The 23,675-nt window shown below is 68.2% G+C and carries 22 protein-coding genes and 1 pseudogene; 5 read left to right on the top strand and 18 right to left on the bottom strand.

Annotation, left to right across the window (positions count from 1 at the left end):
• Positions 1-39: 39 nt before the first annotated feature.
• Entirely contained in the window at positions 40-687 is a 648-nt protein-coding gene (gene ctaE, locus ACYVKI_RS04585) for an aa3-type cytochrome oxidase subunit III (RefSeq protein ID WP_460689139.1), read from the bottom strand.
• 194 nt (positions 688-881) lie between these two features.
• Here ctaE and trpD point away from each other — a divergent pair, with 194 nt between their 5' ends.
• A complete protein-coding gene (gene trpD, locus ACYVKI_RS04580; protein WP_460689138.1) occupies positions 882-1,934 on the top strand; it encodes an anthranilate phosphoribosyltransferase in 1,053 nt (350 codons plus the stop codon).
• A 56-nt stretch (positions 1,935-1,990) separates the two neighbouring features.
• On the opposite strand, the gene def is transcribed toward trpD, so the two are convergent.
• From def to ACYVKI_RS04555, 5 genes are all read right to left on the bottom strand, one after another.
• The gene (gene def / locus ACYVKI_RS04575) at positions 1,991-2,629 is read right to left on the bottom strand and encodes a peptide deformylase (protein WP_460689137.1); all 639 of its coding nucleotides are present in this window, start codon (positions 2,627-2,629) and stop codon (positions 1,991-1,993) included.
• A 156-nt stretch (positions 2,630-2,785) separates the two neighbouring features.
• The gene (locus ACYVKI_RS04570) at positions 2,786-3,187 is read right to left on the bottom strand and encodes a cytochrome c oxidase subunit 4 (RefSeq protein ID WP_460689136.1); all 402 of its coding nucleotides are present in this window, start codon (positions 3,185-3,187) and stop codon (positions 2,786-2,788) included.
• Positions 3,187-4,911: an aa3-type cytochrome oxidase subunit I gene (ctaD, locus tag ACYVKI_RS04565; protein ID WP_460689135.1), complete on the bottom strand. Its 1,725-nt coding sequence runs from the start codon at positions 4,909-4,911 to the stop codon at positions 3,187-3,189. Before ctaD ends, ACYVKI_RS04570 begins: the two co-directional genes overlap by 1 nt.
• A 2-nt stretch (positions 4,912-4,913) precedes the next feature.
• Complete coding sequence (ctaC, locus tag ACYVKI_RS04560; RefSeq protein WP_460689134.1) at positions 4,914-5,783, bottom strand: aa3-type cytochrome oxidase subunit II; 870 nt, start codon at positions 5,781-5,783, stop codon at positions 4,914-4,916.
• Between the two features lie 535 nt (positions 5,784-6,318).
• Positions 6,319-6,738, bottom strand: coding sequence for a HesB/IscA family protein (locus tag ACYVKI_RS04555; RefSeq protein ID WP_460689133.1), 420 nt, complete (start codon positions 6,736-6,738; stop codon positions 6,319-6,321).
• Between the two features lie 105 nt (positions 6,739-6,843).
• Between ACYVKI_RS04555 and ACYVKI_RS04550 the strand changes: the two genes are divergently transcribed.
• The gene (locus ACYVKI_RS04550; RefSeq protein WP_460689132.1) at positions 6,844-7,455 is read left to right on the top strand and encodes a DUF3043 domain-containing protein; all 612 of its coding nucleotides are present in this window, start codon (positions 6,844-6,846) and stop codon (positions 7,453-7,455) included.
• Here the strand turns inward: ACYVKI_RS04550 and ACYVKI_RS04545 are convergent.
• Entirely contained in the window at positions 7,430-8,584 is a 1,155-nt protein-coding gene (locus tag ACYVKI_RS04545) for a quinone-dependent dihydroorotate dehydrogenase (protein ID WP_460689131.1), read from the bottom strand. The genes ACYVKI_RS04550 and ACYVKI_RS04545 overlap by 26 nt on opposite strands.
• An 11-nt stretch (positions 8,585-8,595) precedes the next feature.
• On the opposite strand from ACYVKI_RS04545, the pseudogene ACYVKI_RS04540 reads away from it, so the two are divergent.
• Positions 8,596-9,720 (top strand): annotated as a pseudogene (locus tag ACYVKI_RS04540) (alpha/beta hydrolase); the annotation flags it as partial.
• A gap of 65 nt (positions 9,721-9,785) precedes the next feature.
• Here ACYVKI_RS04540 and ACYVKI_RS04535 read toward each other — a convergent pair.
• The 10 genes from ACYVKI_RS04535 to hrcA form a co-directional block, all read right to left on the bottom strand.
• Entirely contained in the window at positions 9,786-10,751 is a 966-nt protein-coding gene (locus ACYVKI_RS04535; RefSeq protein ID WP_460689130.1) for an isoprenyl transferase, read from the bottom strand.
• The gene (recO, locus tag ACYVKI_RS04530) at positions 10,751-11,491 is read right to left on the bottom strand and encodes a DNA repair protein RecO (protein WP_460689129.1); all 741 of its coding nucleotides are present in this window, start codon (positions 11,489-11,491) and stop codon (positions 10,751-10,753) included. The genes ACYVKI_RS04535 and recO overlap by 1 nt, the downstream gene beginning before the upstream one ends.
• Positions 11,492-11,500: 9 nt before the next feature.
• Positions 11,501-13,249 carry a 2-isopropylmalate synthase gene (leuA, locus tag ACYVKI_RS04525; RefSeq protein WP_460689128.1) on the bottom strand — a complete coding sequence of 583 codons (1,749 nt, stop codon included), beginning with the start codon at positions 13,247-13,249 and terminating at the stop codon, positions 11,501-11,503.
• Between the two features lie 328 nt (positions 13,250-13,577).
• Positions 13,578-14,552 carry a GTPase Era gene (gene era / locus ACYVKI_RS04520; protein ID WP_460689127.1) on the bottom strand — a complete coding sequence of 325 codons (975 nt, stop codon included), beginning with the start codon at positions 14,550-14,552 and terminating at the stop codon, positions 13,578-13,580.
• The gene (locus tag ACYVKI_RS04515; protein ID WP_460689126.1) at positions 14,549-16,150 is read right to left on the bottom strand and encodes a hemolysin family protein; all 1,602 of its coding nucleotides are present in this window, start codon (positions 16,148-16,150) and stop codon (positions 14,549-14,551) included. Before ACYVKI_RS04515 ends, era begins: the two co-directional genes overlap by 4 nt.
• Positions 16,147-16,716, bottom strand: coding sequence for an rRNA maturation RNase YbeY (ybeY, locus tag ACYVKI_RS04510; protein ID WP_460689125.1), 570 nt, complete (start codon positions 16,714-16,716; stop codon positions 16,147-16,149). Before ybeY ends, ACYVKI_RS04515 begins: the two co-directional genes overlap by 4 nt.
• A complete protein-coding gene (locus ACYVKI_RS04505; RefSeq protein WP_460689124.1) occupies positions 16,713-17,822 on the bottom strand; it encodes a PhoH family protein in 1,110 nt (369 codons plus the stop codon). Before ACYVKI_RS04505 ends, ybeY begins: the two co-directional genes overlap by 4 nt.
• A complete protein-coding gene (locus ACYVKI_RS04500; RefSeq protein WP_460689123.1) occupies positions 17,815-18,648 on the bottom strand; it encodes a 16S rRNA (uracil(1498)-N(3))-methyltransferase in 834 nt (277 codons plus the stop codon). The genes ACYVKI_RS04505 and ACYVKI_RS04500 overlap by 8 nt, the downstream gene beginning before the upstream one ends.
• Positions 18,645-19,775 carry a molecular chaperone DnaJ gene (gene dnaJ, locus ACYVKI_RS04495; protein WP_460689122.1) on the bottom strand — a complete coding sequence of 377 codons (1,131 nt, stop codon included), beginning with the start codon at positions 19,773-19,775 and terminating at the stop codon, positions 18,645-18,647. Before dnaJ ends, ACYVKI_RS04500 begins: the two co-directional genes overlap by 4 nt.
• A gap of 3 nt (positions 19,776-19,778) precedes the next feature.
• Positions 19,779-20,804 (bottom strand): heat-inducible transcriptional repressor HrcA, encoded by a 1,026-nt coding sequence (gene hrcA / locus ACYVKI_RS04490; protein ID WP_460689121.1) that lies wholly within the window; start codon positions 20,802-20,804, stop codon positions 19,779-19,781.
• 166 nt (positions 20,805-20,970) lie between these two features.
• On the opposite strand from hrcA, the gene ACYVKI_RS04485 reads away from it, so the two are divergent.
• The gene (locus ACYVKI_RS04485) at positions 20,971-21,795 is read left to right on the top strand and encodes a DUF3097 family protein (protein ID WP_460689403.1); all 825 of its coding nucleotides are present in this window, start codon (positions 20,971-20,973) and stop codon (positions 21,793-21,795) included.
• A gap of 255 nt (positions 21,796-22,050) precedes the next feature.
• Positions 22,051-22,413, top strand: a complete 363-nt coding sequence (locus tag ACYVKI_RS04480; RefSeq protein WP_460689120.1) for a DUF4870 domain-containing protein — start codon at positions 22,051-22,053, stop codon at positions 22,411-22,413.
• On the opposite strand, the gene hemW is transcribed toward ACYVKI_RS04480, so the two are convergent.
• Positions 22,403-23,674, bottom strand: a complete 1,272-nt coding sequence (hemW, locus tag ACYVKI_RS04475; protein ID WP_460689119.1) for a radical SAM family heme chaperone HemW — start codon at positions 23,672-23,674, stop codon at positions 22,403-22,405. The genes ACYVKI_RS04480 and hemW overlap by 11 nt on opposite strands.
• Between the last annotated feature and the right edge of the window lies 1 nt (position 23,675).

Genomic DNA, 23,675 nt, shown 5'->3' with positions numbered 1-23,675 from the left:
GGGTGATGGGGTTGTCAGCGTGCGCACGAGCCGGCGCTGTCAGACGAACAGCGGCAGGATGTAGACCACACCGAAGAGCGCGATCCACACGACGTCGACGAAATGCCAGTAGTACGACGTCACCACGGCCGCACTGGCCTCCTTGTGCGTGAACTTCACGCTGAAGTAGGCGCGGGCGATCACGTAGAGGAAGGCGATGAGCCCGCCGATCACGTGGAGCCCGTGGAAGCCGGTGGTGATGTAGAACGCCGACCCGAACGAGTTGGTCTGGACCGCCACTCCGTGGGAGACGAGCTCCGCGAACTCGAAGGTCTGACCCGCGATGAAGACCGATCCCATGAGGAACGAGAGGATGTACCACTCGACCATGCCCCAGCCCTTGACGTTCATCAATGAACCGGTCCGGCGGGGCTGGTGTCGCTCGGCGGCGAAGACTCCGAACTGAGCCGTCACCGAGCTCGCCACCAGGATCACGGTGATGATCGTGGCCAGGGTGATGTCGAGTCGCGCGCTGTACTCCGCCCACATCTCGGGCTGCGTCGAGCGCAGGGTGAAGAACATCGCGAACAGGCCGGCGAAGAACATGAGCTCGCTGGTCAGCCAGACCATGGTGCCCACAGACACCATGTTCGGGCGGTTCGGCAGCGTGCGCGCCGGAGCGTTGGGGGCTTGGGTTGCAGACGTCACGAGGACATTATTGCCTGAATCCACCCCCGTTCGCCATCGACCTGCGGTGCGTGGCGCGTCCTCAAGTTCCTTGTCAGACCGGCGATCCCCCGTCATTCCCAGGAAGTACCAAGGTCAGCACCGGCGGGAATGTGTCAGAAATTTCTACGAAATGTAGAGAAACGGCGTGTCGGAGGGCGGGATATCCTGGTCCCGTGACGGACACAGCCCCTCCCTCCCTGCCCTCCTGGCCGCACCTGCTGGACGCTCTGCTTGCCGGCGAGGACCTCACCGCAGAGACCTCCGCCTGGGCCATGGAGCGGCTCATGAGCGGCGACCTCACCGACGCCGAGATCGCAGGATTCCTGATCGCTCTGCGGGCCAAGGGAGAGACGGCCGAAGAGCTCGTGGGGCTGTCCTCCACGATGATGTCCAAGGCCGTGGAGATCTCCATCCCTGGTCCCACGCTGGACATCGTCGGCACCGGCGGCGACCGGCTGGGCACGGTGAACATCTCCACGATGGCCTCGCTGGTGGCGGTCGGCGCAGGGGCACGGGTCGTCAAACATGGCAACCGGGGAGCCTCGACGACGGCCGGCGCGGCCGACGTCATCGAAGCCCTCGGCGTCGACCTCGCGATGAGCCCCGGCAGTGTGGCGCAGGCTGCGGCCGAGGTGGGCATCACGTTCCTCTTCGCGCAGGGCTTCCACCCGTCGATGCGATTCGTCGCACCTGTCCGACGCCAACTCGGGGTCAGGACGATCTTCAACTTCCTGGGTCCGCTCTCGAACCCCGCCCGCGTGGACGCCCAGGCGCTGGGCTGCGCGCACTTCGGCCTCGCCCCGAAGATGGCTCATGTGCTCGCCTCACGCGGCACCCGTGGTCTCGTGTTCCGGGGGCAGGACGGCCGGGACAAGATCACGACCTCGGCCCCGACAGACCTCTGGGAGGTCCGCGACGGCGCTGTCGACCATCATCAGATCCGCCCGGCGGACTTCGGTGTGACCCAGGTCGAGGTGGACGCGCTGCGTGGCGGCGACGGCGCAGACAACGCCCAGATCGTCCGCCGCGTCCTGCGCGGCGAGCGGGGGCCCGTGCGGGACGCGGTGCTGATCAACGCCGCCGCCGGACTCACCGCCGCCGACGAGAGCGCCGAGGGCCCTCTGCTGGACCGACTGCACAGGAACCGGGAGCGTGCCGCGCAGGCCGTGGACTCAGGCGCCGCCGCCGCCGTGCTCGAGCGTTGGGTGGACTTCAGCCGATCCTGAGCGTCCCCGGCGCTTTCGACCGTCTCCGCAGGCACCGAACGTCACGGCCCCGGGTCTCACGGCTCCGGGTCTGACGGCTCCGAGTCTGACGGCTCCGAGTCTGACGGCTCCGGGACATCGTCATGGCCAAAGGGATCCGGATCGACACCCGGCGTCCAGGAGTTCCCTTCCTGCGTCCACCCCTCCTTCTTCATCGCCCGCTTCCAGCGCCGTGCCCATTTCTGGTCCAGCCGATTGACGTAGAGGTATCCGTCGAGGTGGTCGTATTCGTGCTGCATGATGCGGGCGAACCAGCCCGTCGCCTCGAATCGCTGGGGCTCGCCGCCGAGGTCCAGCCCCGAGATCTCCACATGGTCGCTTCGCTTCAGCGGGAATCCGTAGCCGGGCACGGACAGGCATCCCTCGGTCTCGTCTTCCGGATCCGGCGCCGTCTTCGAGACCTTGCCGATGAGCCGCAGCGTGGGGTTGATGATGACCCCGCGCGAGGGTGCCGCACCTGACGCCGCGTAGGTGTAGGTGAACAGGCGCAGGCCGACGCCGATCTGTGGCGCGGCCAGGCCGACTCCGTGCGCCGCGTCCATGGTCTCGTACATGTCCTCGACCAGCTGACGAATCTCGTCGTCGATGGTCTCGACCTCGGCGGCCCGACGATGCAGGACAGGCTCGCCGTGGATGGTGATGGGGCGGATGGTCATAGGTCGATCCTATCGGTGGTCGCCACGCCGCTCGCGCAGCGCCTGTGAGCAGACATGACGACGCCCGCCGGAGGTCCAGCTCCGACGGGCGTCGTCAGGGAGGGCTGCGGTTCAGGCCGCATCCCTGCCGGGCCGTGGGCCCAGCGAGCCCCCGCCTCAGTGGGCGTAGCGCTTGCGGTTGTACTCCAGCACCCAGCCCGTCACGAAGAACAGGGCGGGAATGGCGCCGATGAACACGACCCACCAATCGTAAGCCATTCCGAAGAACACGAACGCGCAGGAGAAGCCGAGGCCCAACGGCCACCAGCTCCACGGGGCGAACTCGCCGTAGTTGCCGGCCTGCTGATGGATCTCACCCTCCGGGTTGTCCCCGTCCATGACCTCCGAGTGCTTGTCCGTCGTCCGCAGGTAGAACCAGAGCATGAAGCCCAGTCCTGCGGTGAGCAGCAGCAGCGGGAAGCCAGCCAGCTCCTGGAATCCGGTGAGGAATCCGTAGATGAAGGCCACGACCAGGACGAAGACGCCCAGGAGGCCGAACAGTCCGATATTCGTCTTCATCAGATACCTGCCTTGTCCTGCTGGTCAGCGGGGCCGAAGACCTTCCCTGCCGCCGTGTGCAGGCTGTGCCTGTCGGCGAGCTCCGGGTGGTGAAGATCCAGGGCGGGACGTTCGGAACGGATGCGGGGCAGGGAGTAGAAGTTGTGCCGCGGAGGTGGGCAGGAGGTCGCCCACTCCAGCGAGCCGCCGAAGCCCCAGGGGTCGTCCACGAGGACCTTCTTGCCCTTGCGGTGCGTGATCCAGACGTTCCAGAAGAACGGGATCAGCGAAGCCCCGAGGATCATCGAGAACACCGTGGAGAACTGATTCATCGCGGTGAACCCGTCCTCGACCATGTAGTCCGCGTAGCGACGGGGCATGCCCATCACGCCCAGCCAGTGCTGGATCATGAACGTACCGTGGAAGCCGACGAAGAGCATCCAGAAGTTGATCTTGCCCAGACGCTCGTTGAGCATCTTGCCGGTCCACTTCGGCCACCAGAAGTAGAAGCCGGCGAACATCGCGAAGACCACGGTGCCGAAGACCACGTAGTGGAAGTGCGCCACCACGAAGTAGGTGTCCGAAAGATGGAAGTCCAGCGGGGGCGACGCCAGGATGATGCCCGTCAGCCCGCCGAAGAGGAAGGTCACCAGGAACCCGAGGCTCCAGAGCATGGGGGTCTCGAAGGTGATCGATCCCCTCCACATCGTGCCGATCCAGTTGAAGAACTTCACCCCTGTGGGGACCGCGATGAGCATGGTCATCAGCGCGAAGAACGGCAGCATGACCGCACCGGTGACGTACATGTGGTGCGCCCACACCGTGACCGACAGCGCCGCGATGGCGATGGTCGCGTAGACCAGACCCTTGTAGCCGAAGATCGGTTTGCGGCTGAACACCGGCAGGATCTCAGAGATGATCCCGAAGAACGGCAGCGCGATAATGTAGACCTCAGGGTGCCCGAAGAACCAGAACAGATGCTGCCAGAGGATCGCCCCACCGGACTCCGGATCGAAGATGTGGCCACCGAAGCGCCTGTCCAGCCCCAGTCCGAACAGCGCCGCCGCCAGCGGCGGGAAGGCCATGAGGATCAGGATCGCGGTGATCAGCGTGTTCCAGGTGAAGATCGGCATGCGCCACATGGTCATACCGGGGGCACGCATGCAGATGATGGTGGTGATGAAGTTGACACCACCCATGATGGTGCCGAAGCCGGAGAGCGCGAGTCCGAACACCCAGAGATCTCCGCCGACTCCCGGCGAGTACGTGGTGTCGGACAGCGGCGCATAGGCGAACCATCCGAAGGAGGCCGCGCCCTGCGGGGTGAGGAAGCCCGAGACGGCGATCAGCGAACCGAACAGGAAGAACCAGAACGCCAGCGCGTTGAGCCGTGGGAAGGCCACATCCGGGGCGCCGATCTGCAGCGGCATGATCACGTTGGCGAAGCCAGCGAACAGCGGCGTCGCGAACATCAGCAGCATCACCGTGCCATGCATGGTGAACAGCTGGTTGTACTGCTCCTTGGTCTGCAGGAACTGCATGCCGGGCTCGAAGAGCTCGGCGCGGATGATCAGCGCCATCACGCCGCCGATGCAGAAGAACAGGAACGACGCGATCAGGTACATGTACCCGATGGTCTTGTGGTCGGTCGTCGTCATCCAGTTGACGACGATCTGCCCCTTGGACCGGGGTACCACGCGCGACTCTACCGCGCGTTCGTCAGCGGTGTATTCGTAGGTCGCCACGATCAGTCCCCTTCGGTCGCAGTCACGTCGTCGTGAAGGTTGATGTTGCGGTCGTACTCATCACCCAGGTGTCCCTCGGGGAGAGTCTCCAGGTAGGCCTGGAACTCCTGCTCGGAGACGACCTCCACGTTGAACAGCATCTCGGAGTGGTACTCGCCGCAGAGCTCGGCGCACTTGCCGTCGAAGCTGCCTTCCTCCTGCGGAGTGAGGTGGATCTCTGTGGTGCGCCCAGGGATCATGTCGCGCTTCTGCAGGAAGGCGGGGATCCAGAACGAATGGATCACGTCACGGGAGTTCAGCTCGAACGTCACGGACTGGTCCACCGGCAGGTACAGGGTCGGGAGCTGCTCGCGCACACCCTCCTCGCCAGTGAGGTGGGCCTGCGTGCCGGCGAAGTACCGCTCATCGCCGTCGTAGCTGTAGTTGAAGTCCCAGGCCCACTGCTTGCCTCGGACGTCGACGACGAGGTCGGGGTCCTCATGCGGCTCGTCCACGGAGCGCTGAACCTGATCGGTGTAGAAGAACAGCACGCCCACCATGACCAGCGGCACGATGGTGTACATGATCTCCAGGGGGATGTTGTACGCCAGCTGGCGGGGATACCCGGTCTCTCCCTTGCGACGCCGGTAGGCCACCATGCACCAGAGCATGAGACCCCAGGTCAGCAGACCGACAGCGAGAGCCGCGATCCAAGAGTTGACCCACAGGTCGGTCAATTCAGCAGTGTTGCTGGTGGTCTCACGACTGCCGGGGAGCCAGCCACGCTGGACCTGCTCCGAACAGCCGGTCAGCACCAGTGCCGCCGCGCTGGCCAGCACCATCCCCTTGACGGCACGCTGGCCTCGGCTGCCGGTTCGTTTCTGCGAACTCACAGACGGCCCTTCCTCTTCCTCGGTGTGCGAATGCGATCGGCACGTTGTCGGGCCACCCGATGAGCTGCTGGTCACGCGTGGACGAGCACAGCGGAGAGGCCTTGGACGCTTCGATGACAAGATTACTACCAACTGTAGTAGTTCGCTCCCCGCGACCGGCGGCTATGACACGGCCTCAGGCGTCGCGACCTCCGCCCTGAAGGCTCCGAGGAGGGCCTGGTGACCAGGCCGGATACAGAAGAACTCCGCTTCTACGCCGCGTAGAAACGCGGGAGAGGCGGAGTTCTCCTGAATGCGTCGTCCCGAGGGGAAGCGCGGCCCGGGAGGTGACGCTTCGTGTCGTCAATATGACATCCCCGGCCCGTCGGGGACTGGGCATCGCACCGCGGGATCGGAGTCAGTGGCAGTCGGAGCCAGTGGCAGAGGTCAATGGGATCAGTCGCCGCCGGTGCAGGGGCCCGTACGGCCGTCGACCTGCGCTGTCACGCGGCGCGGGTCCCTGCGGCCCCGGTCAGTTCGAGTCTCCGGCGCCGTCTCAGTGGAAGGAGTCGCCGCAGGCGCAGGAGCCTCCGGCGTTGGGATTGTCGATCGTGAAGCCCTGTTTGGAGATGGAGTCCTCGAAGTCGATGGTCGCTCCCTCGAGATAGGGCACGCTCATCTTGTCGACCACGACCTGGACCCCGCTGAAGTCACGCAGGGCGTCACCGTCGAGCAGCCGCTCATCGAAGTAGAGCTGGTAGATCAGCCCCGAGCAGCCGCCGGGCTGCACCGCCACGCGCAGCCGCAGATCCTGGCGTCCCTCCTGCTCCAGCAGGGATGCCACCTTCTGGGCGGCGCTCTCGGTCAGCTCGACCTGGTGGGGCGGACGTCCCTCCACGCCCTCGGCGGCCTGTGGGGCGGCCTCCTGGCCGACGTCCTGGACGTCCTGTGTGGTGTCCTGTGTGGGAGTGCTCATCGGTGCACCTCTTCCGATCTCGACGAGTGTCGGTCTGGGTCGGTCTCTGGCTCTCACCGTATCAACGCCGGAGGTGTTCCTGATCATTCCCGGTAGACTGGCCCGGTGCTAGGACGAAAGAAGAAGCAGGAAGAGACCGAGGCCGCCCGCCGCGAGGCCGAGCGAGCCGAGCAGGAGACCCGTCAGGCAGAGGAGAAGCGCCTCCCGCAGCCGAAGGGCCAGCCCACTCCGAAGCGGAAGGACCAGGTCGCCGCCCGCAAGCGTCCTCTCGTGCCTGACGATCGCAAGGCCGCGCGTCAGGCGCAGAAGGAGCACACCCGCCAGCTGCGTGAGAAGCAGCGGATGGCCATGGAGACCGGCGACGAACGCTACCTCCCGGTGCGGGACCGCGGGCCCCAGCGCCGCTTCGTCCGTGACTGGATCGACGCGCGCACCGGCATCGGCGAATGGATGCTGATCGTGGTCCTGCTGTTCCTCTTCGTCTCGCTGGCGGTCCCGGAGCAGCTGCGCATCGTGATGAGCCAGTTCCTCTGGCTGCTGGTGCTCGTCGTCCTCGTCGAGTGCTGGTGGGTCGCGCGGAGCGTCCGCCGCAGGGTCGAGGAGCGATTCGGTGAGAAGGAGAAGGGGATCCGCTTCTACGCGATCATGCGTGCGCTGCAGATCCGCCGCCTGCGCCTGCCCAAGCCGCTGGTCAGTCGCGGAGAGTTTCCCGCCTGAGCTGCTCCGGCGCCATCGCGGCCAGTCCGCGATTGATCCTCCGCGCCCAGAAGGGACCCTGATAGATGAAGGCGCTGTAGCCCTGGACCAGGTCGGCCCCCCGGCGGAGACGCTCGGCGACGTCGGCGGCGCTCTGCACTCCCCCGACCGAGATCACCACGGTCCCGGCGGGCAGACGGGCCCGCAGCCGGTCCAGCACAGCGCTGGCCCGGTCGGCCAGCACCGGACCGCTCAGGCCGCCGGCCCCCGCGCTCTCCACTACGGCGGCGGAGGTCCCGAGCCCGTCCCGGGAGATCGTGGTGTTCGTGGCGATCACCCCGTCCAGGCCCAGATCAGCCACCAGGTCGGCGACGGCGTCGACGTCCTCGTCCGCCAGGTCCGGGGCGATCTTCACCAGCAAGGGCACATGACGGCGGGCCACGGAGTCCGCCTCCCGGCCCACCGCCTCGAGCAGCGGACGCAGGGCCTCGATGTCCTGCAGCTGGCGCAGCCCGGGCGTGTTCGGCGAGGAGACGTTCACCACGAGGTAGTCCGCCACCGGCGCCAGACGACGAGTGGAGCTCAGGTAGTCCTCCACCGCCTCCTCCAGCGGGGTCGCCTTGGTCTTGCCGATGTTGACCCCCACCACCGGTGCGTGGCGACCGGAGGCCTTGAGATCCTCGATGCGTCGCCGCACCACGTCCAGGCGGTCCCGGACCTCAGCGGCGCCATCGTTGTTGAAACCCATCCGATTGATCAGCGCGTGATCCTTCACCAGACGGAACAGCCGGGGTCTGGGGTTACCCGGCTGAGGATGCGCGGTGACTGTGCCGATCTCCACATGGCCGAAGCCCAACGCCGCCAACGGCAGCACGGCCACCGCGCCCTTGTCGAAGCCCGCCGCCAGCCCGAAGGGCGACGGCCACCGCCTCCCCAGCACCTCGCGGGACAACCCGGGAGCCGGGCGGGTCAGCAGCTCCAGCAGCCGCGTGGCACCCAGCGCCTCCGCGGTCCGCAGGCCGCGGACGGCCAGATGGTGGGCGTCCTCCGGGTCCATGCGAGAGAGCACCCCGCGGAACACCGCGGAGTACAGGCGGTCAGGGCGGGTCGGGGCTGCGGCGACGTCGGCAGGGCGGTCAACTCGGGGCATGTCCCCATCCTATGCTGAGGAGCCGGTCGGCGACGCCCGCCGAGGATCGGCGAGGATCAGCGAGGATCAGCGAGGATCAGCGACGGCCGACCGCGGAGATCCTCGCCGGTGGGTCCCTCTACGATGGGTCCATGACGCATCGCGACGACAGCGGCGGTGAGACGGTCCACGAGCTGCTCGACGACTCCCCCGCCGGTCAGTGGGTCCCCGATGTCCTCCCCGGCTGTGTACGGCGCACTCTGCCGCTCGGCGAGGACGAAGAGGGGCCGGTCAGCGCCACTCTGGTGCGCTATGACGGTCAGCGCCTCCCGATCACGGCGCGGGACCCCGCGGGCCCTGGATACCACGCCGCGCCGGAGGCAGGCGTCCCGCGGGCGCCCGTGCTGCACCTGCACGGGTGGTCAGACTACTTCTACAACCGCCCGCTCGCCCAGGCCTTCGCCGCCCGCGGCCATCCGTTCTATGCGCTGGACCTGCGCCGCTACGGCCGCAGCCTCCGGTCCTGGCAGACCCCCGGCTACATCGATGACCTCGCCGAATACGACACAGACCTCGAGGCGGCCCTCACCGTGATCCGCCAGGAGCACCCCGACACGCCGGCGCCGGTGTTCCACGCACACTCCACCGGAGGCCTGGTCGCCGCACTGTGGGCCCACCGGCACCCCCATCGGACCTCAGCCCTGGTCCTCAACAGCCCCTGGCTGGAGCTGCCCGGGGACGCCGCCGCGCGCACAGCCGTGGAGGGTCTGCTCACCCCGCTGAGCCACCTGAATCCCCGGCGCCCGCTCCGCGTCCCCCGCGTGGACCATTACTGGCAGTCGCTCTCCGACCAGGCACAGGGCGAGTGGACGCTGCACCCGCTCTGGCGTCCGCGGAAGTCCTTCCGCATGCCGGCCGGCTGGCTGCGCGCGGTCCTCGCCGGGCATCGTCAGGTCCACGAGGGGCTGGCCATCGAGGTGCCCATTCTGGTCCTGCTCTCCAACCAGACGCTCTACAGCCGCCAATGGAATGATCAGCTGCTCGAGTCCGACGCAGTGCTCGACGTCGAGCTGCTCGCCCGACGCGCGGTGAAGCTCGGCAGCCGGGTCACGGTCGTGCGCCTGCACCGTGCCATGCACGATGTCTTCGCCTCCCCCGAACCGGTGCGTCGGCAGGCGTTCGACGAGGTGCAGCGCTGGCTGCGCGCCTACGGCCCGGATCCTCAGCCGTGGACGGAGCCGGACGGGTCAGAGGAGTCGGAGCGGCCGGCGGCGACCTCGGCGGGATCATCGCCATCGACATCGTCTTCGTCTTCGGGATCCGCCGCGGACGACCCCGCCGACTCTGCCGACTCTGCCGACCCCGCCGACTCTGCCGCCTCGGACACCCGATCGACCGCCGCGCCATAGCGGCGGTCGCGCTGGGCATAGAGCTCGATGGCGTGCCAGAGCGTGGTGCGGTCGACATCGGGCCACAGCACGTCCAGGAAGACCATCTCCGCGTACGCCGACTGCCAGAGCAGGAAGTTCGAGATCCGCTGCTCCCCCGAGCTGCGCAGGAAGAGATCGACGTCGGGCAGGTCCGGCTCATCCAGATGCGCCGCAATCGTGGCCTCCTTGATGCGGGAGGGATTCAGCTCCCCGGCGGCGACCTTCTCGGCGATGCGTCGCACCCCGTCGGTGATCTCGGCGCGCCCACCGTAGTTCACGCACATCGTCAACGTGCAGCGATCGTTGTCCCGAGTCTGCTCCTCGGCAGCCTCCAGCTCGCGGATGACCGAGTTCCACAGCTTCGGACGGCGCCCGTTCCAGCGGATCCGCACGCCCCATTCGTGCAGCACGTCCCGCTGACGGCGCAGCACCTCCCTGGAGTAGCTCATCAGGAAGCGCACCTCCTCCGGGGAACGACGCCAGTTCTCCGTGGAGAACCCATAGACGGAGACATGCTCGACTCCGGCCTCGATCGCCCCGGCCATGACCTCCATCAGCGAGGCCTCGCCCGCCCGGTGTCCTTCCGTGCGCGGCAGGCCGCGCTGATTGGCCCAGCGACCGTTGCCGTCCATCACCACGGCCACGTGCCGAGGGACGAGCTCCCGCGGCAGACGAGGAGGACGGGCGCCGTCGCGATGGGGCCAGGGGTCGGAATACGTACGCCGGAGGGCGCTGCGCGATGATGCCATGAGACCCATTATCGCCCCAGGGAGCTCAGCCTGCGCTCCAGATGATGCTGGACGTAGCTGGTCACCACACCACTCGCCTCATGCCTGGCCTGCCGGTCCGCAGTGCGCACCACATGCCAGGAGCCCTGCTGGAGCGCGTGGAGGAGCGCGACGGCGGCCGAGCTGAGCTGACGAGTTCCCGGGGGGCGACAGTCGGGGCACACCGGACCGCCGAGGCCGGGGTGGAACCCCGGCTGGTGGCCCGGTGCGCCGCAGGCCACGCAGGCAGTCCAGGTGACCGCCCATCCTGCGGCGCTCAGAGCACGCAGCAGATACGAGTTGAGCACGAGGTCAGGCTCATGAACGCCACGTGCCAAGGCGGAGACCGCGCCGTGGAGCAGACGGAACTGAGACCGCGCGTCCTGTCCGTCTGCCTCCGTCAGCCGTTCGGCGGCCTCGGCCATGATGTGCGCGCACGTGTACTTGTCATAGTCGGCGACGATCAGCGCCCCATAGGAGCCCTGAGACTGGGCCTGGGTGATGATGTCGAGACTGCGCCCATGGACCAGCTGCACATCCGCAACCATGAAAGGCTCCAGGGTGGCGCCGAACTTCGACGACGTCCGCCGCACGCCCTTCGCCACGCCGCGCACCAGGCCATGCGCGGCAGTGAGCATCGTGATGATGCGGTCCGCCTCACCCAGGTCCCGGGTACGGAGGATCAGCGCGGTGTCGCGGTAGCTGCGCGAAGCGAAGGTCGATCCGGCCACAACCCGAGTCTACGACTCCGTGTCCCGGATCGCCCGGTTCACCGCCGAGACGACGGCCTGCAGGGAGGCCGCAGTGGTGTTGTGGTCGATGCCCACGCCCCAGAGGACGCGGTCGCCGATGGCACACTCCACGAATGCCGCGGCCTGGGCGTCGCCGCCCTGGCTCATCGCATGCTCAGTGTAGTCCAGCACTCGGACGTCGACGCCGTCGCGCCCCAGGATCTCCACCAGCGCCGCGACGGGCCCGTTGGCCTCCTCGGCGTGGTGCTCCACCATGGAACCGTTGGTCTGCAGCTGCAGATCCATCGAGAAGGCGCCCTCGGCCGTCGACGAGGTGCGGACCTCGCCGATGCGGTAGTGGCCCCAACGACGCGAGGTGCTGTCCACCGGCAGGTACTCGTCACGGAAGATCTGCCAGATCTCCTCGCCGGAGATCTCACCGCCGGCGTCGTCTGCCCGACGCTGGATGACCTGGGAGAACTCCACCTGAGCCCGGCGTGGCAGTTCGATGCCGTGCTCAGACGTCAGCAGGTACGCGACGCCGCCCTTGCCGGACTGCGAGTTTACCCGGATGACTGCCTCGTAGCTCCGGCCGATGTCCTTGGGATCGATCGGCAGGTACGGGACGGCCCAGGTGATGTCGGAGACGTCCCGGCCCTCCTCCTCGGCGCGCCGCTCGATGTGCTCGAAGCCCTTCTTGATGGCGTCCTGGTGGGAGCCGGAGAAGGCCGTGAAGACCAGGTCGCCGCCGTAGGGGGACCGTTCCGGCACCGGCATCTGGTTGCAGTGCTCGACGGTCCGTCGGATGTGGTCCATGTCCCGGAAGTCGATCTGCGGGTCCACCCCCTGGCTGAAGAGATTCATGCCCAGGGTGATGAGGTCCACGTTGCCGGTGCGCTCCCCGTTGCCGAACAGACAGCCCTCGATGCGGTCGGCCCCGGCCATGTAGCCCAGCTCGGCGGCCGCCACCCCGGTGCCCCGGTCGTTGTGCGGATGCAGGGACAGGATGATCGAGTCACGGTTGCGCAGATTGCGGTGCATCCACTCGATGGAGTCGGCGTACACGTTGGGCGTGGCCATCTCCACCGTGGCCGGCAGGTTCACGATGACCTTCTTCTCCGGAGTCGCGTCGAAGACGTCGACGACTTCGTCGGAGATGTGCGCGGCGAACTCCAGCTCGGTGCCGGTGAAGGACTCCGGGGAGTACTGGTAGACCACCTCGGTGGAGGTGCGCATCTGCTCCTCGTACTTCAGGCACAGCCGTGCCCCCTGGGTGGCGATGTCGACGATGCCGTCCTTGTCCTGCCGGAAAACGACCTCCCGCTGCAGCACAGAGGTGGAGTTGTAGAGATGCACGATGGCACGAGGGGCACCGTCGATCGCCTCGAAGGTCCGCTCGATGAGGTGCTCGCGGGCCTGGGTGAGCACCTGGACGTAGACGTCCTCGGGGATGCGGTCCTGTTCGATGAGCTGCCGCACGAAGTCGAAGTCCGTCTGCGAAGCCGCGGGGAAGCCGACCTCGATCTCCTTGTAGCCCATGGAGACCAGCAGGTCGAACATGCGGTGCTTGCGCTCCGGAGACATCGGGTCGATCAGCGCCTGGTTCCCGTCACGCAGGTCCACCGCGCACCAGCGGGGCGCAGAGGTGATGACCTGGTCCGGCCACGTGCGGTCCGGCAGGGAGACGGTGATCTGATCCTGGAAGGGCAGGTACCGGTGGTACGGCATCGGTGAGGGCTGCTGCAGAGTGCGCATCATTCATCCTTGGGTCGTGAGAGTGCGGTCGTCAAGCCGAGGCTCCGGTCAGCAGGACCGGGGGTGGAGGCTCCGCAACGGGGTTCGGCTTGTCAGGATGCTGCGCCGTGGGTGGTGTGCTGCACGCGCGACAGCTGGTCCCCGCTGCGGCGGAGAAGCTGTAGTAGTCGCGGTGCGGAGGTGAAGGTGAGCACGTCACTCACGCTAGCACGTCAGCTCAGAGCTGCCCATGCCCCGGCCGTGCTCCTTCCACACTGTGGACGAGCTGAACCTCCGGCGACCCTGGGTGCCGGGACCGCGTGGCCGCGGGCGGAGCGCAAAGGACCTGGCATCAGAATCCCAGGCGGCCCAGCTTCTTCGCATCACGCTGCCAGTCCTTGGTCACCTTCACGTGGAGGTCCAGGTAGACCGGGGTGCCCAGCAGCTTGGAGATCCCTTCCCGGGCGGAGGTGCCGATGGCCCGCAGCCGGGATCCGCCCCGTCCGATGATGATCGCCTTCTGGGAGTCGCGCTCCACATGGATGCTGACATGCACATCGATCAGCGGCCTGTCGGCCGGACGACCCTCACGCGGACTCATCTCCTCGACGACCACCGCGATGGAATGCGGCAGCTCGTCCCGGACGTCCTCCAGGGCGGCCTCCCGCACCAGCTCGGCGACCATCACCGCCTCCGGCTCGTCCGTCAGGTCGCCCTGGGGATACAGCGGCGGGGAGAGCGGCATCATGGCGACCAGCTCATCGGAGACCACGTCCACCTGCTCACCGGCCACGGCGGACACGGGGATGATCGCGGCGAATCCGTCACCCTGCTTCCCCTCCCCCGCGAGATGTTCGCGACCGAGCTGGTCGACGGCCATGAGCTGCTCGGCCACCGTGTCCCGGCCGACGGCGTCGGTCTTGGTGACCAGCGCAACCACCGGCTTGTGCGGCACCTTGGTCAGCTGCCCGGCGATGAACCGGTCCCCGGGACCGATCTTCTGGTCCGCCGGCAGGCAGAAGCCGATCACGTCGACCTCCGAAAGGGTGTCGACGACCAGGTCGTTGAGCCGTTGGCCCAGCAGAGTGCGCGGCCGGTGAAGACCGGGTGTGTCGACCAGCACCAGCTGCGCGTCGTCCCGGTGGACGATGCCCCGGATGGTGTGCCGGGTGGTCTGCGGCTTCGACGACGTGATCGCCACCTTCGTGCCGACCAGCGCGTTGGTCAGCGTGGACTTGCCGGCGTTGGGCCGGCCCACGAAGCTGGCGAACCCGGCCCGGAAGTTCTCGTCGTGCTCCGCGAAGGTGATCTCTGCGTCCGTGCTCACTGCTGCTCCCGCCGGTCGGTCGTGTGGTCCTGCTCCGTGTGGTCCTGCTCCGTGTGGTCCTGATCCGTGTGGTCCTGGCACGTGTGCTGCCTGGCCCGTCCTGGGGTGGGAGGCTCCCGTGGGGACTCCCGGTCTGGTGCGGTCTCCCGGTCCGGTGGGAACTCCGCAGGTCCGGCGTCCCTCTCCAGGTGCTGACGACCCTCCGCGGGGTCGGCGCTCTCGGCATGGTCGGCGCTGACAGCATGGTCGGCGCCCTCGGCCAGGGCCTCCGGGGCGTCGGAGGTGCCCAGTCCTGCGCGGGCACCCCGACGTTCCTCCACCTCCCAGGCCAGGATGTGGCTGACCCGATTGCGGCGCCCTTCGAGCCGGTCAGCGCGCAGCACGACACCCTCGATCTCGACCTCGGATCCGGCGATCGGCACCCGCCCCAGCGTCTTCGCCAGCAGGCCTCCCAGCGTGTCGACCTCCTCCTCGTCGTCGAGGTCGAGGTCATAGAGGTCGGCGAAGTCCGCCACAGCCATCCGTGCGGCCAGGCGACTGCGCCCGTCCCCGAGGCCCTCGACCTCGGCGGCCTCGACATCGTACTCGTCGACGATCTCCCCGACGATCTCCTCGATGAGATCCTCGAGGGTGACCAGGCCGGCCGTGCCGCCGTATTCGTCGACGACCACGGCGACATGGGTGGACTCCCGCTGCAGCTCCGAGAGGAACTCCGAGACCGATTTGGACTCCGGCACATACCGGACATCACGCTGGACCTCGTCCACGGTGATCTCGGAGGCCTCCCGTCCCCGGTACTCCGCGGCGGCCTGGCCCGTGCGCAGCTGGTGCTCCAGGTAGGCCACATCCTTCAGATAGACCATCCCGGTGATGTCGTCCGCTGAGCCGCGCACCACCGGTACGCGCGAGTAGCCGGACCGCAGGAACAGCGTCATGACCTCGGGCAGCGTGGCGCCGGTGTCCACTGTGACCATGTCAGTGCGCGGGACCATGACCGCCCGGACCCGGGTGGCGGAGAGGTCGAACACCGACTGGATCAGCTCGGCTTCGGTGTCTTCGAGGATGTCGGTCTCCGAGGCACGGGCCACGAACTCACGGAACTCCTCATCGTCGAAGAACCCCTGATAGGCCTCACCCGTCCCCGGGGCGATGCGCGCACCGATGCCTGCCAGCATGCCCGGCACCGGACCGAGCATCAGGCGGAGCCCGCGGACCAGCCGTGCGGTGGCCGAGGACACCACCAGGTGATGGGCACGGCCCAGGCGGCGTGGAGACAGTGCCGCCAGCCCGATCCCTCCCGCCAGGAGCACGCCCCCGGCGGTCAGCGCCGCGAGCGCGACACCGTCCACGCTCAGCAGGATGCCCACGGTGATCAGCACGACCGCGGCAGTGGCGGACAGCCAGCGCCACAGCTGCAGGGCCACGGTGTGCGGCACCGGGTCCAGCAGGATCATCTGCACCGCCCGCGAGCCCTGCCGTCCGGCGATGTCCTCAGCCTCACGACGGGAGAGCCGGATGAATCCGGCCTCAGCGGTGGAGAGCACCGCAGCGACCACGGCACAGACCACCGCGGCGGTGATGAGCAGTGCGGGGATCATGACTCGTCGACAGTCGGGATCGGGGCGGCTCGGCCCAGGAAGTCCTCGAGGAGACGGGCCTGCAGTCCGAACATCTCCCGACGCTCCTCGATCTGCCGATGGTCATGGCCCAGCAGGTGCAGCATCCCGTGGACCGCCAGGAGCGCGAGCTCGTCGGCGACCTCGTGGCCGGCCGTCTCCGCCTGGCGGCGGGCGACCTCCGGGCAGATCACGATGTCACCGAGCATCCCCTGATCCACAGGTTCCTCCGCCGTACCGGGGCGCAGCTCGTCCATCGGCAGGCTCATCACGTCGGTGGGCCCGGGCAAGTCCATCCAGTCCAGATGCAGCCGAGCCATCTGCTCCTCGTCGACGAGGGTGATGGTCAGCTCCACCGATCGGCCCAGGTGCAGTCGGGCGTAGACGTGCCCGGCAAGTCGGGCCAGCAGCTCGTCGACACCGACAGGGGCCACAGAGGATCCGGAGTCATCAGTGACCACGACCCCCTCAGGCCAGGAGGTGCGCTCGGGGCTCTCGGCGCCGGGTCTCCCCTGTGCGGGCTCGGGGACGGTCCCTTCCGAGGTCATCCGCGCGACTCCCGACGCCCGGCGCCAGGACTCGTCGAGGGGCGTGTGGACCGCCGACCCTGCCGACCCGAGCCCCCTCCGCCCTGGTGGAAGGCCTCGTAGGCGTCCACGATGCGTCCCACCAGCTGGTGACGGACCACGTCTTCCGAACCCAGGCGGGAGATCGTGATGTCCTCCACGCCCTCGAGGATGTCCAGAACGGTCCGCAGCCCGGAATCGGTGCCACGCGGAAGGTCGACCTGGGTGATGTCTCCGGTGACCACGATCTTGGAGTTGAAGCCCAGCCGGGTGAGGAACATCTTCATCTGCTCGGCCGTGGTGTTCTGCGCCTCGTCGAGGATGATGAAGGAGTCGTTCAGCGTTCGGCCGCGCATGTACGCCAGCGGGGCCACCTCGATGATCCCGGACTCCATCAGCCGCGGGATCGACTCCGGGTCGATCATGTCGTGCAGCGCGTCGTAGAGCGGCCGCAGATAGGGGTCGATCTTCTCGTTCAGGCTCCCCGGCAGGAAGCCGAGACGCTCCCCGGCCTCCACCGCGGGACGAGTCAGGATAATCCGGTTGACCTCCTTGGCCTGCAGCGCCTGGACCGCCTTGGCCATCGCGAGGTAGGTCTTCCCCGTGCCGGCCGGCCCGATGCCGAAGACCACCGTGGACTCATCGATCTGGTCCACATAGGTCTGCTGATTGACGGTCTTGGGCCGGATGGTCCTCCCCCGATGGGACAGGATGTTGGTGGTGATCATCTTCGCCGAGCTGCCGGCCCGATTGGTGCGCACCATGGTGGCCACCTGCTCGATGAGCTCCTCGCCGACCGTGGTGCCGGAGGCCGCCAAGCTCTTCAGCTGAGAGAGGATCTCGACGACCTGCAGGACATCCTGCTCAGGTCCCACCACGGTGACCACCTGGTCCCGCACACCGATCGAGGCGGCCGGACTGACCCCCTGCAGGATGCGGATCGCCAGATCCTGGGGACCCAGAGTGCGGAACATCATGTCCGCATCCGCGAAATGGACAGTGCGTTCGATCGTGCCCATCGGAGTGGCGGCGACACCGGCCGCCACGCCGGAGGTGCTGCCGGCAGGAGGGAGGGGAGATTCAGTCATCGCCGCTCAGTCTACTGCCGTGATGGTCCGCTTCGAGAGAGGCCTCCGCCGAGACCCCCGGCCCGTCCCACCGGCCCAGCAGGACCTGCACACCAGCCAACGCCGCAGGCCCGGCGGTGGACGAACGCAGCACGGTGCGGCCGAGTCGAGCGACCCGGGCACCGGAGGCGACCAGCTGGTCGATCTCGGAGGCCGTGATCCCGCCTTCAGGACCCACCACCAGGTGGAGCTCCTCGGCTCCGCCGGCCGTCAGTTCGCGGAGCGCGCCCTCCAGCGACCGCTCCTCGGTCTCATGGAGGACCACCACGGCGATCCGCTGATCTTCGGCGATCCGGCGGGCGTACTGGGCCGTGGAGTGCAGCTGTTCGACCTCAGGCACCGCCGTGCGGCGTGTCTGCTTCGCGGCGGCGCGCACTGTGGAGACCCATTCGGTGTGCTTCTTCGCCTGTCGGTCGGACTTCCAGCGGGCCACGGACCGCTCCGCATCCCACGGCACGATGGCGTCCACACCGAGCTCAGTGGCCGACTCGATGGCCTGCAGATCACGCCGCTCCTTGGCCAGCGCCTGGACCAGGACCAGACGGGGCCGGTCGAGCTGATCATGCCGGACCGCCGTCGCTTCGACGGTCAGCTGCCCGCGCTCCGCGTCGACGACGACGCCGGTCACCCGGATACGACGGGTGTCCGAAAGGTCGACCTCCTCACCGGCAGCCAGACGCATCACCGTGGCGGCGTGATGGCCCTCGGCACCATCGAGCACGACCCGGTGGCCGACCTCCACGCCGTCGAGCCGCCCCGGCTCCAGGTGGAACAGCGGTGCGGTCACAAGCTGTCCCAGGCCTCACGGAGCTTCGCGAACACTCCTCGGTGCTCCGTGGTGGACTCACCGAACTCCTCGCCGCGCTCAGCGGCGAACTCACGGAGGAGCTCTCGCTGCCGCTCAGTGAGCTTCGCAGGCGTCTCCACCTTCAGGTGCACCTTCAGTGCACCGCGTCCGCCGCCACGCAGATGGGCCACCCCGCGGTCACGGATGGTGAGGACCTCACCGGACTGGGTGCCGGGCTCGACCTCGATCTCCTCGACGCCGTCGAAGGTCTCCAGCCTGACCGTGGTGCCCAGCGCCGCTGCGGTCATCGGCACCGAGACCGTGGCGTGCAGATCGTTGCCCCGGCGGGTGAAGACCTCGTGCGGCCGGACATCGACCTCGATGAACAGGTCGCCATGGGGTCCGCCGGCCAGACCCGCTTCGCCTTCGCCGGCCAGGTGGATACGGTTGCCCTTGTCCACCCCCGCCGGGATCTTGACGTTGAGAGTGCGGCGCTCGCGAACGCGGCCCTGACCGTCGCACTCCTGGCAGGGATCCTCGATGAGGCTGCCGAACCCGGCGCAGCGTGCACAGCTCTCGGTCTGCAGCACGGTGCCGAGGATGGAACGCATCGGGCGCTGCACCTGGCCCTGGCCCTGGCAATCGGGGCAGGTCGTGGGGCGCGTCCCTTCCCGAGTGCAGGAGCCCTGACAGACGGAGCAGGTCACCGCCGTCTCGATCTGGACCTCCTTGGTGGTGCCGAAGACGGCATCCTTGAGGTCGATGCGGACCCTGATCAGCGAGTCCTGACCCCGGCGGGTGCGTGAGGCGGGACCTGAAGCGCCCGCACCGAAGAAGGTCTCGAAGATGTCGCCGAAGCCGCCGAAGCCCTGGGCGCCGCCGAAGCCACCACCGCCACCGCCGAAGGGCGAACGGCCGTTCTCATCACCGGTGGCATCGTAGTTCCGGCGCTTGTCCGCGTCGGAGAGCACCTCATAGGCTCGCCCGATCAGCTTGAACTGCTCAGCCGCGTCCTCCGACGGATTGACGTCCGGATGGAGCTTCCGCGCCTTCTTCCGGTACGCCTTCTTGATCTCTTCGGTCGACGCTCCGCGGCTCACGCCGAGCGCCTCGTAATAGTCAGTCACTTCTCACCCTTCAGAGAGGATCCTGGACAGGTATCGTGCCATGGCCCGCACCGCTGACATGGTGGAGCCATAATCCATGCGTGTGGGACCGACGACGCCGAGCTTCGCCGCATCGCCGCCGTCGCCGATCGCGTACTCTGCGGCCACCACGGAGGTCTCGGCGAGCGAATCGTGGCTGGTCTCATGACCGATGCGCACCGAGAGGCCGCGGCGGTCCTGCTCCATCTCGGTGAGCAGGCGCAGCAGCACGACCTGCTCCTCGAGCGCCTCGAGGATCGGCCCGATGGACGGGCCCAGGTCGCGGTCGGACTTGGCGAGGTTAGCAGTGCCGGCCATGATGATGCGATCCACGCGCCCAGCCTCCAGCACGGCCTCCACCGTGTGGGCGACGACCGCCATGGCCGACTGGAGGCCCGGCTCCACCTGGCCGATGAGCTGATCCATCGGCAGCGGAAGAGCCGAGACGGCCCGGTTGTGGAGCTGCTCGACCAGCCGCTGGCCGAGCCGATGCAGAGACTCGTCGTCCACCGGGGCCGGCAGCATCGCCATCCGCTGCTCCACCTTCCCCGAGGAGAGGATCACCACCACCAGCACCTTGTGAGTCCCCATCGAGAGGACCTCGACGTGTCGGATCCGGGCGGTGGACTGCTGAGGGTGCTGCAGCACGGCCACCTGATTGGTCAGCATGGCCAACAGCCGGACGGTCTGCTCCAGCATGGTGTCATGGTCGTCGGCGGCCTCGAGCAGCGTGTCCAGCGCCCGCCGCTCCGCACGAGACAGCGGCCGCACCTCGGAGATGCGGTCCACGAAGATCCGGTAGCCCTGGTCGGTGGGGATGCGTCCCGCCGAGGTGTGCGGGGCGACGATGAGCCCCTCGGCCTCGAGGAACGCCATGTCGTTGCGGATGGTCGCCGGCGAGACCTCGAGGTGGTGACGGTCGACGATCGCCTTGGAGCCCACCGGCTCCTGGGTCTGGACATAGTCCTCGACGATCGCCCGCAACACCTGCAGACGACGGGTGTCCGACATCGCGTGACTCTCCTCTCCCGACGGCGGCTGGCACTCTCCTGAGGCAAGTGCCAATTCTAGCGCGTGTCGCTCAGATCCGACGAAGCCGGTCACCCCGCTGCTAGGCTCCCGGGCTGTGACTCCTCCGCACTTCCCCACCGACTGGTCCGCCTGGGGCCCCACTGACATGACCGCCCGCCGTGATGCGCAGCGCCGCACGGTGCCCCAGCTGCCGGCGGAGCCCGGCACCGTGATCGAGGAGACCGAATCCGGATGGGTCGGCGCCGTGATCGGTGTCGAAGTCTCGGGAGGCATCCATCTGGTGCGCCTGGAGGACCGCCGGGGACGCAGTCGATCCTTCCCCCTCGGCCACGGATTCCTGCACGAGGGGGCGCCGGTGGAGCTCGTGGCCGCCGCCCCGCGCGCCGCGGCGCCCCAGGGGCCACGGCGGACGGCCTCCGGATCGCTCGCGGTCGAGGGCGCGCCCGCTCGAGTGGCGCGCGCCTCGCGCATCTGGGTGGAGGGCACCCACGACGCCGAACTCGTGGAGAAGGTCTGGGGCGAGGACCTGCGGCTCGAAGGGATCGTCGTCGAGCCGCTGCACGGAGCAGACGACCTCGTCGGTGCGCTCCACAGCTTCGGCCCCTCCCCGGAGCGGAGGGTCGGTGTGCTGCTCGATCACCTGGTGCCCGGGTCGAAGGAGAGCCGCATCGCCGCCGCCGCCATGGCCATGCCCGGAGCCGCCGGCAACGTCCAGGTGCTCGGACACCCCTATGTGGACGTCTGGCAGGCGGTGAAGCCCCAGCTCCTCGGCCTCGATCGGTGGCCCGAAATCCCCCGTCACACCGACATCAAGGTCGGGACGCTGGAGGCACTGGGCTGGCCCCACAGAGATCAGCGCGACATCGCCCACGGCTGGAAGCGGATCCTCGGCGCCGTCACCAGCTATGCCGACCTGGAGCCCGCACTGCTGGGCCGGGTGGAGGAGCTCATCGACTTCGTCACCGTCTGAGCTGCCGGGGCCCGGCAGCTGACTGAGCGGGGTGTCGCCGCAGATCAGGATTCAGCCGCGGGCGCTAGAATGCAGGGCAACCAGGTAGGCGACGCCCGTACCCGCGGGCCCACCGTTCCACCCGACTCAGAGAGGGGCGCCGTGCCACAGTCCGAGCCGCCACACCGGCAGCAGCCACACTCGGATGGTCCCGACCACTCGGGACGCCGACGTCGCGAGGGCGCCGTGCCCCGCGGCCCCGGACGCTCGGACCGTGTGGAAGGCTCCTCGGACGCGGCCCCGCCGCTGACCCCCGCGGAGGACCGACGCTGGGCCACGCTCTCCCATTTCGGCGGACTGATGGGTTGCGTGCCCTCGCTGATCATCTATCTGGTCTTCCGTGACCGAGGCCCGTTCACCGCTCAGGAGTCGAAGGAGGCGCTGAACTTCACCCTCCCGCTGACGCTGGTGCTCCTGGTCTGCTATGTGCTGGCTCTGATCCCGGCCATCGGCTGGATCTTCGGTCTCGCCGCCGTCGCCCTCTGGGTGGTGATGACGATCGCCGGGCTGGTGGCGGGCATCGAATGCAACAAGGGCCGCCCCTATCGGTACCGGATGAATCTGCGTCTCATCCACTGAGGCGACGGGTCACCGCATCGGCCAGCAGGCGACCCTGCAGCGTCAGCACGACCCGTCCCCGCGGGTGGTCCGCATCGGGCCGCAGGGCGGCCTCCTCGGCCAGGCCGTCCGCCACCAGGCCGCCCAGCGTGGCCTCGTCCAGCGGCTGGGCTCCCGGCAGCGCCTCGTAGGTGGCGACGTCCAGACCTTCGGCGATGCGCAGACGCAACATCAGGTGCTCCAGAGCCACCGCGCCGTCGTCGAGCAGCTCCCGGCCGTGGCCGGGCGAGACACCCTGGAAGAGCCGCTGCGCATAGGCGGAAGGGTGCTTCACATTCCACCAGCGCAGCCCCGCGACGTGCGAGTGCGCTCCGGGCCCGGCGCCCCACCAGTCGGAGTCCAGCCAGTAGTTCAGATTGTGCTGGGAGCGAGTTGTCGCGTCCCGGGAGAAGTTCGAGACTTCGTACCACCGGTGTCCGGCGGCACCGAGCAGCTCGTCGGTCAGCAGGTACTTGTCGGCGTGGTCGTCGGGATCGATGTCCGGCAGCTCACCCCGACGGACCTTCGCCGCCATGGCTGTGCCCTCCTCGACGATCAGCGAGTAGGCGGACACATGGTCCGGGCCCAGGGCCACCGCCTCCTCGAGGCTCCTGCGCCAGTCAGCCAGGCTCTCCCCCGGGGTCCCATAGATCAGATCCAGGCTGACCTGCAGCCCCGCCCGACGGCAGGCCTCCACGGCCCGGGAGACGTTGGCCGGATCATGGGTCCGGTCCAGCGTGCGCAGCACCGCCGGGACCGCCGACTGCATCCCCAGGCTCACTCGGGTGAATCCGGCCTCAGCCAGCACCTCGGCCGCGGCCGCGTCCACGGTGTCCGGATTGGCCTCAGTGGTGACCTCCGCCCCGGGGAGCAGGCCGAGCAGCGTCCGGGCACGGTCCAGAATGCGCGCCAGGTCCGCCGGAGGCAGCAGGGTCGGGGTTCCCCCGCCGAAGAAGACCGTGCTCAGCGCACGCCCGGGCGCCCCGGAACGCTCCAGCACCTCTGCGGCGAAATCGAGCTCCCGGATCAGGGTGTCAGGGTAGGAGCTGCGGGAGGCTCCCGGTCCGAGATCCTCAGCCGTGTAGGTGTTGAAGTCGCAGTAGCCGCAGCGCACTGAGCAGAACGGGATGTGGACGTAGAGACCCAGCGGTGCGGCGGCACGGCCCGACAACCTGGCGAGCACCCGTTCGGGCAACACGCCGTCTGCCGGGACCGGGTCTCCCAGCGGCAACGTGGCGGGCACC

It is taken from the genome of Nesterenkonia suensis (assembly GCF_054782935.1).
The sequence above is the reverse complement of the archived record's forward strand: the minus strand, read 5'-3'. Positions and strand labels throughout refer to the sequence as shown.

Bases quoted from the DNA above. Each gene is read 5' to 3' on its own strand.
- def (WP_460689137.1), bottom strand. From the start codon at position 2,629: ATGACCATCCGCCCCATCACCATCCACGGCGAGCCTGTCCTGCATCGT.
- ACYVKI_RS04570 (WP_460689136.1), bottom strand. From the start codon at position 3,187: ATGAAGACGAATATCGGACTGTTCGGCCTCCTGGGCGTCTTCGTCCTG.
- ACYVKI_RS04555 (WP_460689133.1), bottom strand. From the start codon at position 6,738: ATGAGCACTCCCACACAGGACACCACACAGGACGTCCAGGACGTCGGC.
- ACYVKI_RS04545 (WP_460689131.1), bottom strand. From the start codon at position 8,584: ATGCCCCGAGTTGACCGCCCTGCCGACGTCGCCGCAGCCCCGACCCGC.
- ACYVKI_RS04535 (WP_460689130.1), bottom strand. From the start codon at position 10,751: ATGGGTCTCATGGCATCATCGCGCAGCGCCCTCCGGCGTACGTATTCC.
- leuA (WP_460689128.1), bottom strand. From the start codon at position 13,249: ATGATGCGCACTCTGCAGCAGCCCTCACCGATGCCGTACCACCGGTAC.
- ACYVKI_RS04515 (WP_460689126.1), bottom strand. From the start codon at position 16,150: ATGATCCCCGCACTGCTCATCACCGCCGCGGTGGTCTGTGCCGTGGTC.
- ybeY (WP_460689125.1), bottom strand. From the start codon at position 16,716: ATGACCTCGGAAGGGACCGTCCCCGAGCCCGCACAGGGGAGACCCGGC.
- ACYVKI_RS04505 (WP_460689124.1), bottom strand. From the start codon at position 17,822: ATGACTGAATCTCCCCTCCCTCCTGCCGGCAGCACCTCCGGCGTGGCG.
- hrcA (WP_460689121.1), bottom strand. From the start codon at position 20,804: ATGTCGGACACCCGTCGTCTGCAGGTGTTGCGGGCGATCGTCGAGGAC.
- ACYVKI_RS04485 (WP_460689403.1), top strand. From the start codon at position 20,971: ATGACCGCCCGCCGTGATGCGCAGCGCCGCACGGTGCCCCAGCTGCCG.